Source organism: Rhodococcus sp. ARC_M6 (genome assembly GCF_022810305.1).
In the GTDB taxonomy this organism is placed as follows: Bacteria; Actinomycetota; Actinomycetes; order Mycobacteriales; family Mycobacteriaceae; genus Rhodococcus_F.
Map to the genome: position 1 here is coordinate 362,444 of NZ_JALGQH010000001.1, position 14,560 is coordinate 377,003.

Sequence of the window (14,560 nt, forward strand, 5' to 3'; positions counted from 1 at the left end):
AAACGTCACAAGGCCGAAACGTAAGACTTGTGATCATCGCTCAGACGCGCAGCACAGCGCGTGAGCCGAAAGGGATTTGAAGATGGAAGTACAGGACTACCTGAAGATTTTGCAGGCGCGCTGGAAGATCATCGCTGTCGTCACTGTGGTCGCGATTCTCGGTGCGCTGGGAGCTTCGTTGATCTCGACACCGATCTATCAAGCGTCGACCAGGCTATTCGTGTCAACCTCGTTGGGTGGCTCCGTCAACGAGGCTTACCAGGGAAACCTGCTGTCGCAGCAACGGGTTACGTCGTACACCAAACTGTTGACCGGACAAACGCTCGCGCAGCGCACCATCGACAAGCTCGGTCCGGCCGCTCTCGGCGGAATATCATCGAAGGCACTCTCCGGCAAGGTAACCGCGACGTCTGCACCGGACACAGTTCTGATCGACGTGGGGGTTCAGGACCCGTCGCCGGAGCGTGCTCGCGATATCGCGAACGCTCTCTCCGATGAATTTGTCGTAATGGCAAAGGAATTGGAAACTCCGGAGAATGGCGGAAATCCGCCCGCTCGTGTTGTCGTCGAACAGCAGGCGCAAACGCCGACTACACCGGTATCTCCGAATACCAAGCGCAACATCGCACTCGGCGCCGCTGTGGGTTTGCTTCTGGGTATCGCGCTCGCCGTATTGCGTGATCGCCTGGACAATACGGTAAAGGACCGTCAGGCCGTGGAAGCCGTCGCCGGCTCTGCGTTGGTCGGAACCGTTCCGTATGACAAGAATATGCAAACCCACCACACGATTGATTTCAACGAGGGCAACTCTGCGAGTGCTGAGGCGTACCGCGAACTGCGCACCAACCTTCAGTTCCTCGAGGTGGACAACCCGCCACGCGTCATCGTCATTACCAGCTCACTGTCTGCCGAAGGCAAGACGACGACTGCAGTCAACATTGCTCTCGTTCTCGCAGAGGCAGGAAAGTCGGTCTGCCTGGTGGAAGGTGACCTGCGAAAGCCGCGTGTGTCAAAGTATCTCGGTTTGATCGGCAATGTCGGGCTCAGCTCGGTGCTTTCGGGTCAAGCGACACTCGACGACGTACTTCAACATACCGAGCACGGCGGGTTGACTGTCCTTGCCTCCGGTCCGATTCCGCCGAACCCGAGCGAATTGCTCGGCACCGACCACGCCCGGCAGGCGCTGGCTGAGCTCCGCGCTCGATTCGACTACGTCATCATCGACGCACCGCCCTTGCTGCCGGTCACAGATGCGGCAGTCCTGACCGCAATGTCCGACGGTGCGTTGGTGATTGCCCGGCATGCTTCCACCAAGAGAGATCAGTTGGCGCGGGCGGTTGGCAACCTTCACAGCGTCGGCGCAAGAATTCTGGGCACCGTGATCACGATGACGCCCGCAAACAAGCGGAGCGGTTACGACTACCAGTACTACTACGAGACCGACAAATCGGTACCTCGGATGGCCGTTAATGTCGCATCATTGTCATCCGGCAGTGCCGCCTCGGTTGTCCCTGCCTCATCGGTCGTTACCGTCGAGTCGAAATAGGTAGCTGTCAGCTCAGTTTTCAGAGACCTCTTCAGTCTCAGCTGATCACGGCTGGGCAACAGCCCCTGTCAATTGGACGATTGACAGGGGCTGTTGTATGCGCGAGGGGTGGGACCTTGGTCTGGAATTGTCCCGATTTTGCTGAAATATGGTGACGTAGTCAGTGTCGAAAACTACCATTTACTCAGTGGCAGTGAGCCATTGAGATCGAATACTTTGGAGGAAAGAATGCTGGGTTCCCTCATGCCAATCAGTGAAGCAGCGGGCGTGCCGTCTGTGGACCAACTGTTCGAGTTCGCACGTATCGTCGTTGGTGCTCTGTTCTCTCTGAGCTGATAGTTCTCCGCATTCTTTGTTTGCGAAACAGCCCCCGCACTCTTTCCCCGGAGTGAGGGGGCTGTTGTGGTTCAGTGGGCTGAGATTCGGCGTATGAATGGTCCTAGTAGCATTGCAATTTCGGTTCCTACCGCGTGGAAAGTGTTTGCGTCCTTACCGATCGGATCGATGACATCCTCGATGTCGGTGGTTCGGTGGAGCGGACGGGCCACAGCGAGATCCGCGACGGTCCTTGCATCCGCAGCCGTGGACAAGCGCGCTGCCTCGCGCAATGTAAACGTCCGCTTGAACTGGGACGGTGCGATCGTCAATACCTTCTCTCGATGACGCTCGGTCATCGTCAGGATCAGATCTGCCTCGCTTGCAATCACTTTCGTCAGCATGCGAGCTTGGAAATTTGTTGAATCGCCCCCTAACCCCTCCAATACGTCGACGGCAGTCGGCTCGATCGGGTACCCGACAACGGCTCTGGTTCCGGCGCTCGATGCGCTGAAATCGGGGATGCGCGCTTCACGGGCAAAGGCAAGGGCCAGTCGTTCGGCGGTAGGGGATCGGCAGATGTTTCCGGTACATACGAAGAGGACGTGCATGGAGCAATCATAGGCGGCACGGACTCGACTCGAGCTGTTCGCCAGTTACCTACTCGGGGTTTCTGTTTCGTCTGCGTACGAGATGTAACAAGTGTTCATGCGACTAACCGTGTTCGGAACCGGGTATCTGGGTGTGACTCATGCTGTGTGTCTGGCGGAACTCGGACACGAAGTTCTGGGTATCGACATCGACGCCGCGAAGATCGAGATGTTGGGGGAAGGTCGGGTTCCGTTCTATGAACCCGGGCTGGAGCACCTCTTGCTTAAGAACCTCGAATCGGGACGCCTGCGTTTCAGTACGTCGTACGCAGATGCTGCGGAATTCGCCGACCTTCATTTCTTGTGTGTGGGCACCCCGCAGAAGCGGGGCGAGAATGCGGCGGATCTGAGCCATGTCGACGCTGTCGTCGACACGTTGGCGCCACTATTGACGAGGCCGGCAGTGATCGTCGGAAAATCGACCGTCCCCGTGGGTACGGCAGCGCGGTTGACAGTCCGAGTTCGCGGCGCTGCTCCGGCGGGCGAAGGCGTCGAAGTTGCGTGGAATCCGGAATTCCTGCGTGAGGGATTTGCTGTAGCGGACACCTTGCGTCCGGATCGGCTGGTGTTCGGAATCGAGCGTGATCGGCCGGGGAGCGCTGAAGGGGCGCTCCGGGATGTCTATACATCGCTCCTGACCCAAGGTGTCCCGCTTGTTGTCACCGATCTGGCGACGTCGGAACTGGTCAAGAGCTCTGCCAATGCCTTTCTGGCCACCAAGATTTCCTTCATCAATGCGATTGCCGAAATTTGTGAGGCCACCGGAGCCGATGTAACTGTACTTGCCGACGCGCTCGGCTATGACGCGCGTATCGGTCGCAGCTTCCTCAACGCAGGGTTGGGGTTCGGAGGCGGTTGCCTGCCGAAGGACATTCGTGCGTTCGCGGCCCGGGCCGGGGAGTTGGGTGTGGATCAGGCGCTGTCATTTCTGCGGGAGGTCGACAGCATCAATATGCGAAGGCGCACAAAGGTCGTTGAACTTGTTGCCGAGGCTTGTGGTGGAAGTTTGCTGGGAATGAACGTAGCTGTACTGGGTGCGGCATTCAAGCCGGAATCGGACGATGTTCGTGATTCGCCCGCGCTGAATGTCGCGGGCATGATGCAACTGCACGGTGCTGCAGTGTCGGTCTACGACCCGAAGGCGATGGCGAATTCGCGCAATCTCTTTCCCACCCTCGAGTACGCAACTTCGACGTCGGGAGCCTGTAAGAATGCTGATGCCGTGCTTGTTGCAACAGAATGGGCGGAGTTTGTCGCTCTGGATCCCGTCGAACTCGACTCGGCAGTTCGGGCTCGGGTGATTGTCGACGGGCGAAATTGTCTCGATCCCTCGGTCTGGCGGTCGGCGGGATGGATCTATCACGGACTGGGTCGACGATAGTTAAGCTGTCATTAGCTGATAGATTGCCAGGTAAGTTGGTTCGGCGTGACTCGACACATCTCCTCGATGCAATCGAATGGGTAGACTTCGCGCCGGGGAGTGACGAATCTGATCATGGATTTGTCTGCGGTCGACGAAGGTGGCTCATGAACTTGGTGCTGGGTGTAACAGTGGGGGCGAGTGCTGTCCGCTTGGCACGCCCGGGTACGCCCGACAACGGTGGTCCGGTGTTCCGTTCGCGAGCGATCGAGCGCGGACGCGAGATACCTGAAGACATAGCGGCCGACTCCATTCGTGTGGCTCTCGCGGAGTTCACCGGCCAGGACAACGTCGTCGCAGTCGTCTACCGCGATCAGAATCAGGCCGGGGCATTGACCAATGCGCTCGATCGCGGCCTGATCGACCACTACCAACTTGTTCCCGAATCGACCGCGATACTGCGGATGCTCGAGGAACCGGGAACACTCGGGACGCAGAACACTCTGGTCATCGTCGACTTGGGCAGCACCGGATCAACTGTGGACGTGATTGATCGGGCGAGCGGTTCGACAGTGGTCACGGCGCGATCGAACCAGGTCGCCGGAGACCGATTCGACGCGCTCGTCTACCGCGATCAGACCGAACGACGTCGGATCGTGCCCCCGACCGAACCGGAGAGCATCGCTGAACTTCAGTCCCGGTGCAGGCTCGCCAAGGAACAGCTTTCGACACGCAGCGCAGTCTGCCTGCCCGGACCGGGCGGATTGCTTCTGCTCTCCCGTGAAGTATTCGATTCCTTGGTGGCACCCTTCGTCGAGGCACTAGCCCGTGAGGTCCGTGAGGTTATCGCGACGTCCGGCAGGCACCCGGACGCAGTTGTACTGATCGGCGGCGGCGCAAGAATTCCGATCGTCCGCACCGTCCTGGAAATGTGGCTCGAAGTCCCGGTCATCGCGCCGGAACAGCCTGACCTGTTGGCCGCCCAAGGTGCAGCCTTGCTCGCCGAAGGGCCGACGGACCGGACAGTTGCCGCGGCACCGGGTACGCAAACCGTTGCGGCGTCGGCCGTCGCACCGATCTTTGCGCCGTATCCGATACACACTCCGGCGGCTGTGCCCGAACCCGTCGAAGCATTCGCCCACGGTGGACTACCGACGACCGGTCGCGTGAACACACACCATCGGCGGCCGAGTGTCGGGACGGAGGTTCCTTCAGTGCTCGATGCGTCCGCTGTTGTCGAAGTGACCTCCGTAGCCGAAACGGAATCCCCAGTCCTGGCCGTCGCGCCTCTCCACGGAGCCGTCGACGAACATGCAGGACAGGCGCCCGTCGAAGTCGAATCGGTGATGGTCGACGCGCCCGCTTACTCTGCTATGCCTGCGGAGTCGATGACCTCGGATGTCAGCGGGGGGCAACCGTCGTGGGTGGCATCGACCATCCGTGAGGAAACATCGACCGAAGATTCCCGAAAGCCGTTTCGTTTCGCCGGGCTGGGTGCCGGCGTAGTGGCTGCAATTGCCATTGTCGGACTGGGAATGGGATATGGCGGAAAAGTTTTCGGAGATTCGGGTGAAGCCAATCCCGTCGTGACCGAGGTGACTACCACCGTCGCGCCCTCGACTACCGTTCCGCCAACCACGACCACGGTTCCCCCGTCGACAACGACAGTCGAACCTCCGCCGCCGGTTGTGGAAGAAGCGCCGGCGACCCAGGCGCCGTACATAGAGCCCTATGTGCCACCACCACCGCCGCCACCACCGGCGTTGTACATCCCCGGGCTACCGCCGATTCTGCTGCCCGTGTTGCCGTCCATCCCAGGGTTCTGAGCCGTTCAGCGCTTGGAATGCCGGCCCCCGGCGGCGGTGGATGCCGTCGACGCTCCCGGTGGCCGGGCCAGAAGGACGGCAATGGCGGTTGTGAGGGGCACTGACAACGCAAGAGCGATACCGCCGACGGCCGATCGCACGATTTCGATTGCCACGGCGTCGCCGACTAGTACGTCGCCGAGCGGTCGTCCGCTGACGCTGAAGAGCAGAAGTAGCGGTAAGGCGCCGCCCGCATATGCCAGTACAAGGGTGTAGACGGTGCTGGCGATGTGATCGCGACCGACGCGCATCGAACTGGCGAAGATCTGGCGCCGGGTGGCAATTTTGTCGAGTTCCGCTAGTTCGAACGCCGACGACGCCTGAGTGATCGTGACGTCGTTGAGCACACCGAGTGAGCCGATGATGAATCCGGCGAGCAGTAGCCCGGTGATGTCGACGTGCTGAATGTAGGTCTGCACGTTGGTGTTCTGCTCTTCGGAGAGCCCGGTGAGGTGCGTCAGTTGAATTGCCAGATACGACAGCAGCGCGGCGAGGACCATTGCGGCGAGCGTTCCGAGGAGCGCGGAACTTGTTCGCAGTGAGACTCCGTGCGCCAGGTAAAGGACGGCATACAAGATGACTGCGCCGGACACCAGCGCAAGCGGTATCGCAGGTTTCCCGTCCAGCAGTGCGGGCAGAAGGAACCCGACCACAACACCGAAGGCAACCACCAATCCGAGTAGAGCCCGCAATCCGCGCCACCGGGCTACCGCGATGACTACCACTGCGAACATCGTGACGATCAGCGCCAGCGGCAACCCTCGGGAGTAGTCCTCGAATGAATATTGTGTCGCGCCGGTCGGATCGGTCTGACGGACCAGTCGAATGTGATCGCCGACGCGTAGATCGGGCTGGCCCGGGCCGGGAATGATCTCCAGGAGAGTCTGAGTCCCGGAATTCGGCCCCGATTCGATATCGACGATGCTGCGTTGACATTGATAACTCGTGTTGGCTGGGGGCGCGGGCTCGCCGACGAATGGTCTTCCAGCCGAGAGACTTCCGCAAGCACCGATGTTCTGGTTTGTCACGGTACCGGCTTCTGTCACCACGGATCCGCCGTCGGCATTCTGAAACGGCAATGGAATTGCAGTGGCGGATTTGTCAGGCCACAGTGCAATCAGGCCGATTACCACCGCCAGTCCGACGACGGCGAGAATGCCTATGACAATCCGGGATGCCGCCGTCCCGATGTGAAGTGGGCCGTCGTGATTGTGGCCGTGACCGTGGCTCATCGGAAACTGTGTGTCGGACTGTGGATTTGCACCGCTGCAATGCTAGCGGTTGTCGCGGTGAATCGGCCTGTTGAAGCGGTGATGCGGCAGCGGATGGTCAGCTTCGCGAAAGTTTTCGAGCTGGGTGGCGGGGAACAGGGGGGGTTGTCCCCGCCACCAACCTGGTATCCACAGGGGGGGGAGGGATACCAGGTGCTCGCGGCACCGAAGTGCTTTAACCAATGTACCCAATTCCAAACGGATGTGGTGCATTGTCCAACTACCAATTTGGCAACGATCACGCAGACCGATTGGACCTTTTTGTCATCGTGGCAGGTCACTAATTAGTTAAATGCTCAACCAAACCGAGCGGTTTGCCAAATGTGTGACGAAGGTCGCACAAATGCCCCGCAACTTTACGTTTGCGGGGCATTTGTACATCAAGAGATTTGTCCGATTTTTACTGCTTGTAGCTGGTGAGGAAGTTGCCGAATCGTTCGATGGCCACCGCGAGGTCTCGAGCCCACGGCAAAGTCACAATGCGTAGATGGTCATGATTGGGCCAATTGAAACCGGTTCCCTGGACCATGAGGATCTTTTCCTGAAGAAGAAGATCCTGAACCAACTTCTCGTCGTTGTGAATTTCGTGCACATTCGGATCCAGACGAGGGAACGCGTACAGCGCACCACGCGGCTTCACGCATGAGACGCCCGGAATCATGTTCAGACGCTCCCAGGCGACATCGCGCTGTTCGAGTAGACGCCCTCCCGGGAGAATCAGGTCCTCAATGCTTTGATGGCCGCCCAGTGCGACCTGGATGGCGTGCTGCCCCGGAACATTCGGGCACAAGCGCGTCGACGCCAGGAGGTCTAGACCCTCGAGGAATCCGGCCGCATGGTCCTTCGGACCGGTGATGGCAACCCAGCCCGAACGGTAGCCGGCAACGCGGTACGCCTTCGAGAGACCGTTGAACGTCAGGCACAACAGATCGGGAGCCAGCGTCGCGAGTGAGATGTGCTTCGCGTCGTCGTAAAGGATCTTGTCGTAAATCTCGTCTGCCAGCAGCAGCAGTTGATGTTTGCGTGCCAGATCGACCAATTGCTGGAGAATTTCCATCGAGTACACCGCACCCGTGGGGTTATTCGGGTTGATGACCAGCAGCGCCTTGGTCTTGTCGGTGATCTTGGATTCGATATCCGCGATATCGGGATTCCAATCATTGCCCTCGTCGCACAGGTAGTGGACCGGGGTGCCACCGGACAGGCTGGTCATGGCAGTCCACAGCGGGTAGTCGGGAGCTGGGATCAGCACCTCGTCGCCGTTGTTGAGCAATGCCTGCATGGTCATCGTGATCAACTCGGACACGCCGTTACCGAGGTAGATGTCATCGACATCGAGCTCGGGGAATCCCGGTACCAATTCGTAACGCGTCACGATCGCGCGCCTGGCCGACAAAATTCCCTTGGACTCCGAATACCCCTGTGCATAGGGAAGGGCTGCAATCATGTCGCGCATGATCACGTCCGGGGCATCAAAACCGAACGGTGCAGGGTTGCCGATGTTGAGCTTGAGGATCCGGTGCCCTTCCGCCTCCAACCGGGCGGCATGCGCGTGCACCGGTCCACGGATTTCGTACAGGACGTTCTGGAGCTTCGACGACTGCTCCAGCTCGCGAGGCGGCTGACGATGGCGGACGGGTTCTGGTGTGCTCACGACTTACATGATTCCACTTCTGCGCAAGTGGATTGTTCGGGGCACGGCCGACGTGTCCTATCCTCGACAAGATGACGCAGACCGACGTGATCGCAGCACCGTACGGATCGTGGACTTCTCCCATCAGCGCAGCAGATCTTGCCGCTGGTGGACATCCCGTCGAAGGTGGCCGCTACGTAGGTGGCGACGTCTGGTGGTCGGAGTTGCGGCCGACAGAGGGCGGACGCGTGGCCGTCCGTCGCATCGCAGTAGACGGCCTGCCCATCGACGTCCTGCCCGCGCCGTGGAACGCCCGAACACGGGTTCACGAATACGGCGGCGGTGCGTGGACAGCCACGGATGCCGGACAACTCGTGTTCAGCGAATTCTCGGACCAGCGGGTGTACGTCCTTGAAGGCTTCACCCCACGGGCCTTGACGCCGGAGCCCACTGCGCCCGCAGCGTTGCGCTACGCGGACCTGTCGATCATTGGCGACGAAGTGTGGGCCGTGCGGGAGTCACATGCGGCGGACGGTTCGATAACGCGAGATATCTGCGCCATCCCGCTCGACGGTAGCGGTGATATTCGCTCGATAGTCGGAGGTTCGGATTTCCTGGCGTACCCGCGACTCTCGCCGGGCGGAACCAAAATCGCCTGGATCGCCTGGAACCATCCACAGATGCCCTGGGACGGAACGGAACTGCGAGTCGCGGATCTTGTCGACGGGGTAGCGGGCCCGTCTCGGATTCTCCTCGGTGGCGTCGAAGAGTCTGTGCTGCAACCGGAATGGATTACCGAAGACGAACTGTACGTAGTCAGTGACCGCAGTGGCTGGTGGAACATCTATCGGGTCGGGGTCGAGGTTACGGCACTCTGTGCCGTGGACGCCGATTTCGGGGGACCGTTGTGGCAGTTCGGCGCTCGCTGGTACGAGTTGCTCGACGACGGGAAACTTTTGACGGTTCGGACCGTCGGCACCGACGCCCTTGCCGTGCTCGACCCGGAGTCCGGGAAATTGCGGGACCTCGAAATTCCCGGAGTCACGAGCATCAGCATCCTGCAGGTTCGGGGGGATCGTCTCCTGCTCAAGTGCGGTGGCGCCAAGGTCGCTACCGGATTGCGCGAATTCGATTCAAGGACAGGTGATCCCAGAATTATTCGGCTGTCCGTCGAATCGTTGCCTGACGACGCCTATCTTCCGGAAGCGCGGACGGTTGTTGCGCACGGTCACGACCGTGAGGTTCATGCGGTTGCGTATCCGCCGCGAAACCCCCGATATGTCGGCCTCGACGGGGAGCTGCCGCCGTACGTCGCATTTGTTCACGGCGGGCCCACCGCGCACGTGGCGCCGGTGCTCAACCTGGTGTACGCGTACTTCACCAGTCGCGGAATCGGTGTGGTGGACGTCAATTACGGCGGATCCACCGGCTACGGCCGCGAGTACCGCAATCGCCTTCGGGGACAGTGGGGCGTCGTCGACGTTCAAGATGTGATCACCGCGGTGACCGGACTGGCTGAACAAGGCCTTGCCGACGCGAACCGTCTGGCGATCGAAGGTGGCTCTGCCGGCGGATGGACCGTTTTGGCGGCACTGACAACTTCTGAGGTCTTTGTTTGTGGCACTTCCTATTACGGAGTCGCGGAGCTTGACGGATTTGTCAAGGAAACCCACGATTTCGAATCACGGTACATCGACGGACTGATCGGCCCACTGCCGGAATCTGCAGCACTGTATGCCGAACGTGCGCCGCTGAACAACGTCGGCGGACTGAACTGCCCGGTCTTATTGCTCCAGGGCCTCGACGATCCCATTGTTCCGCCCTCGCAAGCCGAACGCTTCCGAGATGCGCTGGTATCCAAGGGTATTCCGCACGCCTATCTGGAGTTTGCCGGTGAGTCGCATGGCTTCCGTCAACTGTCCACGATCATCAGTGCCCGGAACGCGGAATTGTCCTTCTACGGCCAGGTTATGGGATTCACGCCGCCGGGTATTCCGAAGCTGAAACTGTGGACTGTTTCAGACTCCTGAGCATGAGCCGTTCTGCATCGCTTGAACCATCTCCTCGGTGCTGGGAGCCGGTGGGAGTGTGTAGCTATTCTCTCGGTCGAAGGCGTCGATCATGCACCCCACAGGAGTAACACCACATCCCGTGATGTGAACTCTTCGCGCAACCGCCCTGTCGCTTTCGCCTTCGTGACCAATTTCTCGAATCCTCGGTAGGCGGCGCTGCGCTTGGCTTCGAACGCAGCGGAATGGTGAAACTGCGGTCTTCATGCTGCATGGGGTACACGCGCTCGTCGTAGGTGCAAAAGCCGCGCCAGGATTCGAAACGGGGGGAGTGAGCACCGTCTGTGCATAGTGAGCACTGCTTTCAGCAAGCGGGAGAGGATGCTCACTGTGCAGAAGGGGTGCTCACTCGCCGGGGCCGGTCCCGGGAAACACGAACGCCCCCGCTCGGAAGCGGGGGCGTTCGGGTGTGGAGCGGTTACTTCTTGCGGCCGGGAGCCTTTGCGCCGGACTTGAATCCGAGTCCACCGGGCTTGGCGGCCGGGGGAGCCGGAGTCTCGGCAGCAGCAGCCTTGGGTGCCTCAGCGGCCGGTGCTTCGACGGCCGGTGTTTCCGCGACTGCCGGTGCTTCGACGGCCGGTGTTTCCGCGACTGCCGGTGCTTCTACAGCCGGTGTTTCCGCGACGGGTGCAGCAGCCGGAGCTGCCTTACGCGCGCCGGGAGCTTTTGCGCCGGACTTGAATCCGAGCCCGCCGGCCTTGGCAACCGGAGCTGCCTTGGGTGCCTCGGCAACAGGTGCCTCAGCAGCGGGTGCTTCGACGACAGGAGCAGCGGCAGGTGCTTCAGCGGGTGCAGCGGCGGCCGGAGCAGCCTTTGCGCCCGGAGCCTTTGCCCCACCCTTCATCTGCAGACCCTTGCCACCGGGAGCCTTCGCGCCGGATGCCAGCCCCAGACCCTTCGGCTTGGCAGCGGGAGCCGCAGCTTCGGGAGCAGCCTCTGCAGCCGGTGCCGGTGCAGAGGCTGCCGGAGCAGCCTTTGCACCCGGAGCCTTGGCAGCGCCCTTCATCTGCAGACCCTTACCGCCCGGAGCCTTTGCTCCGCCGGCCAGGCCGAGGCCCTTGGGCTTTGCGGCGGGGGCAGCCGGCGCAGCAGCTTCCTCAGCCGGAGCAGCAGCGTCGGCGGATGCAGCCGGAGCGGCAGCCTTCTTGGCACCCGGAGCCTTTGCTCCGCCGGCCATTCCGAGTCCCTTACCGGGAGCCTTCGCGCCGGGAGCCTTGGCCAGACCCTTCATCGCGAGACCCTTGCCGGCAGCTGGCGCAGCAGCGGCAGCCGGAGCAGCGGTCTCTTCGACTACCGGTGCGGCTTCCTCCACGACAGGCGCCGGTGCAGCAGCAACCGGTGCCTTCTCCCGCGGGATCACCTTGATGTTCTCGGTGAGCTGTGCGGATTCGAGGCGGGTTACGGAGTTGAGCATCAGCTGAGCGACGTCCACAACCTCGACGCCTTCACCCTTGCCTTCTTCTTGACGAGCGGTGACGCCGTCGGTAAGCATGACGCGGCAGAACGGGCAACCCGTGGCGATCTTCTTGGGGTTGGTCGAGAGTGCCTCGTCGACGCGGTCGACGTTGATGCGCTTGCCGATGTTCTCTTCCATCCACATGCGGGCGCCACCGGCACCACAGCACATGGAACGTTCGCCGTGACGCGGCATTTCGATCAGCTTGGCGCCGGATGCTTCCATGAGTTCACGGGGAGCGTCGTACACCTTGTTGTGGCGGCCGAGGAAGCACGGGTCGTGGTACGTGATGTCTTCGCTCACGGACGCGACGGGGATCAGCTTCTTCTGGCGAACCAGGCGGTTGAGCAACTGGGTGTGGTGCACGACCTCGTAGTCGCCGCCCACCTCGGGGTACTCGTTGCCGAGGGCGTTGAAGCAGTGCGCACAGGTGACGACGATCTTGCGCTTCTTCTGCTCGACGCCTTCGAAGACCGAGTTCAGCATCTCGATGTTCTGCATCGCGAGCTGCTGGAACAGGAACTCGTTGCCGGCGCGGCGAGCGGAGTCACCGGTGCAGGTTTCGTCGGCACCGAGGACCATGAACTTGACGCCCGCGGTGGCGAGCAGTTCGGCGACGGCCTTCGTTGTCTTCTTGGCGCGGTCCTCGTAGGCGCCGGCGCAACCGACCCAGAAGAGGTACTCGTAGTCCTCGAAGGTGTCGGCGTCCTGGCCGTAGACCGGGATCTCGAAGTCCATCTCGTTGATCCAGTTGAGACGGTCCTTGGAGTTCTGGCCCCAGGGGTTGCCCTTGTTCTCGAGGTTCTTGAACAGGCCGGCGAGCTCGGAGGGGAACTCCGATTCGATCAGAACCTGGTAGCGACGCATGTCGATGATGTGGTCGACGTGCTCGATGTCGACGGGGCACTGCTCGACACAGGCGCCACAGTTGGTGCAGCTCCACAGGGTCTCGGCGTCGATGACCGGGGCCATCTCGCCTTCGACGGTTTCGCCGACGAGCTTGCGCTCGGCTTCGCGGCGGGCAGCTTCGGGAATTGCGGCGAGGGCAGCTTCGTTGACGTTGCCTTCGGCGTCGACCAGGCCTACCTCGTCGCCACCCATATCCTTGCGGCCGCCGGCCAGCAGGTACGGAGCCTTGGCGTAACCGTGGTCACGCAGCGACATGATGAGGAGTTTGGGGGAGAGCGGCTTTCCGGTGTTCCAGGCGGGGCACTGGGACTGGCAACGACCGCACTCGGTGCAGGTCGTGAAGTCCAGCCAGCCCTTCCAGGAGAAGTCCTCGATCTGACCGGCGCCCAGGGTGTCGGTGTCGGGATCGACGTTGTCCATGGTCAGGGCGACGCCCTTGCTCATCATCGGCTTTGCTGCGCCGAGTGCGACGGTTCCGTCGTCCTCACGCTTGAAGTAGATGTTGAAGAACGCGGAGAAACGGTGCCATGCGACACCCCAGGTGATGTTGCGGCCGACCATGTACAGCCAGATCATGCCGGACATCAGCTTGATGAACGCGAAGATGGCGACCATGGTGGCGCTGGCGGGGAGCAACTTGGCCAGGTTCATCGTGAAGAAGTCGGTCCACGGGTTGGAGTGTCCGTACGTGGCGATCTTGCCGGCCTTAACGAAGATCATGCCGAGGCCCTCGATGAGGACGACAGTTTCGACGAAGTAGGCGGCCTTGAAATCCGATCCGCCGAAGCGGGAGAGTCGAGTGGGGATCCGCGGGTGGTTGAGTTGGCGAATGACGATCAGCGTCGTGATGCCGATGACGGTGCCCAAGCCCAGAATTTCGTCGACCAGGTGGTAGATGGCCCAGTTTCCGAAAATCGGCCAGTGGAACTCAGGATTGAAGGTCTGACCGTATGCCTCGAACCAGACGATGGCACCGAGTAGGAATCCGACCATGACAAGCCAGTGAGCCCAGCCGACGGTACGGAATTTCGCCATTCGTGTGTGGGCGATGAACTCGATGACCATCTGCTTGAAGCGCGGAAAGAACGGGCGCCAGCGATCCGGTGCCGATTGACCGATCTGGACGGTCTTGACCATCTTGAGCGCGCCGCCGATGAAGGAATACCAACATACGAGGCTCAGCAGCACACCGATGGTGCCCAACGTGATCGTCAGGGCATTCATGTCGCGGCCTTTCATTTCAGGGCGACACGTCGGCCACCTGCGGAACAGCCCACTGATAGTAACCTGCCATATGTTACCTGCCAGTAACTATGAGTGTCGAGCATGTGTACCGACGGGTAACCACGCTTGGCCTGGCGGGATCAAACATCCGCGCGACGACGGGCTGGGCCGTCACGCAGACATATCTACCGTCACGTTAGGTGGTGCAACTCTCACCCCCACCAATCAGGGCGCCCTAACCTCACGTATTCGTTGGTCTGGA

At 61.0% G+C, this 14,560-nt stretch carries 8 protein-coding genes; 4 read left to right on the top strand and 4 right to left on the bottom strand.

All coding sequences use genetic code 11. The features are described from left to right. Nucleotides 1-82 precede the first annotated feature (82 nt). On the top strand, nucleotides 83-1,546 hold the full coding sequence (locus MTX36_RS01630; RefSeq protein ID WP_243618012.1) for a polysaccharide biosynthesis tyrosine autokinase: 1,464 nt from the start codon (nucleotides 83-85) through the stop codon (nucleotides 1,544-1,546). A 407-nt stretch (nucleotides 1,547-1,953) separates the two neighbouring features. Here the strand turns inward: MTX36_RS01630 and MTX36_RS01635 are convergent, their stop codons facing one another. After that, nucleotides 1,954-2,472, bottom strand: coding sequence for a low molecular weight phosphatase family protein (locus MTX36_RS01635; protein ID WP_243618013.1), 519 nt, complete (start codon nucleotides 2,470-2,472; stop codon nucleotides 1,954-1,956). Between the two features lie 97 nt (nucleotides 2,473-2,569). Here MTX36_RS01635 and MTX36_RS01640 point away from each other — a divergent pair, with 97 nt between their 5' ends. Next, nucleotides 2,570-3,892, top strand: a complete 1,323-nt coding sequence (locus tag MTX36_RS01640; protein WP_243618014.1) for a UDP-glucose/GDP-mannose dehydrogenase family protein — start codon at nucleotides 2,570-2,572, stop codon at nucleotides 3,890-3,892. Between the two features lie 146 nt (nucleotides 3,893-4,038). Next, nucleotides 4,039-5,697 carry an Hsp70 family protein gene (locus MTX36_RS01645; RefSeq protein WP_243618015.1) on the top strand — a complete coding sequence of 553 codons (1,659 nt, stop codon included), beginning with the start codon at nucleotides 4,039-4,041 and terminating at the stop codon, nucleotides 5,695-5,697. Nucleotides 5,698-5,702: 5 nt separating this feature from the next. Here the strand turns inward: MTX36_RS01645 and MTX36_RS01650 are convergent, their stop codons facing one another. After that, the gene (locus tag MTX36_RS01650) at nucleotides 5,703-6,968 is read right to left on the bottom strand and encodes a YibE/F family protein (protein WP_243618016.1); all 1,266 of its coding nucleotides are present in this window, start codon (nucleotides 6,966-6,968) and stop codon (nucleotides 5,703-5,705) included. Between the two features lie 439 nt (nucleotides 6,969-7,407). Continuing rightward, a complete protein-coding gene (locus MTX36_RS01655) occupies nucleotides 7,408-8,661 on the bottom strand; it encodes a pyridoxal phosphate-dependent aminotransferase (RefSeq protein ID WP_094274484.1) in 1,254 nt (417 codons plus the stop codon). A 71-nt stretch (nucleotides 8,662-8,732) separates the two neighbouring features. Between MTX36_RS01655 and MTX36_RS01660 the strand changes: the two genes are divergently transcribed. Then, on the top strand, nucleotides 8,733-10,670 hold the full coding sequence (locus MTX36_RS01660; RefSeq protein ID WP_243618017.1) for a prolyl oligopeptidase family serine peptidase: 1,938 nt from the start codon (nucleotides 8,733-8,735) through the stop codon (nucleotides 10,668-10,670). Between the two features lie 457 nt (nucleotides 10,671-11,127). Here MTX36_RS01660 and MTX36_RS01665 read toward each other — a convergent pair whose 3' ends face one another. Next, nucleotides 11,128-14,298 carry a (Fe-S)-binding protein gene (locus tag MTX36_RS01665; RefSeq protein ID WP_243618018.1) on the bottom strand — a complete coding sequence of 1,057 codons (3,171 nt, stop codon included), beginning with the start codon at nucleotides 14,296-14,298 and terminating at the stop codon, nucleotides 11,128-11,130. Nucleotides 14,299-14,560: the final 262 nt, after the last annotated feature.

What these genes read in the sequence shown, in the direction of transcription:
- MTX36_RS01640 (WP_243618014.1), top strand. Translation starts at nt 2,570, where the DNA reads ATGCGACTAACCGTGTTCGGAACCGGGTATCTGGGTGTGACTCATGCT.
- MTX36_RS01630 (WP_243618012.1), top strand. Translation starts at nt 83, where the DNA reads ATGGAAGTACAGGACTACCTGAAGATTTTGCAGGCGCGCTGGAAGATC.
- MTX36_RS01635 (WP_243618013.1), bottom strand. Translation starts at nt 2,472, where the DNA reads ATGCACGTCCTCTTCGTATGTACCGGAAACATCTGCCGATCCCCTACC.
- MTX36_RS01645 (WP_243618015.1), top strand. Translation starts at nt 4,039, where the DNA reads ATGAACTTGGTGCTGGGTGTAACAGTGGGGGCGAGTGCTGTCCGCTTG.
- MTX36_RS01665 (WP_243618018.1), bottom strand. Translation starts at nt 14,298, where the DNA reads ATGAATGCCCTGACGATCACGTTGGGCACCATCGGTGTGCTGCTGAGC.
- MTX36_RS01650 (WP_243618016.1), bottom strand. Translation starts at nt 6,968, where the DNA reads ATGAGCCACGGTCACGGCCACAATCACGACGGCCCACTTCACATCGGG.
- MTX36_RS01660 (WP_243618017.1), top strand. Translation starts at nt 8,733, where the DNA reads ATGACGCAGACCGACGTGATCGCAGCACCGTACGGATCGTGGACTTCT.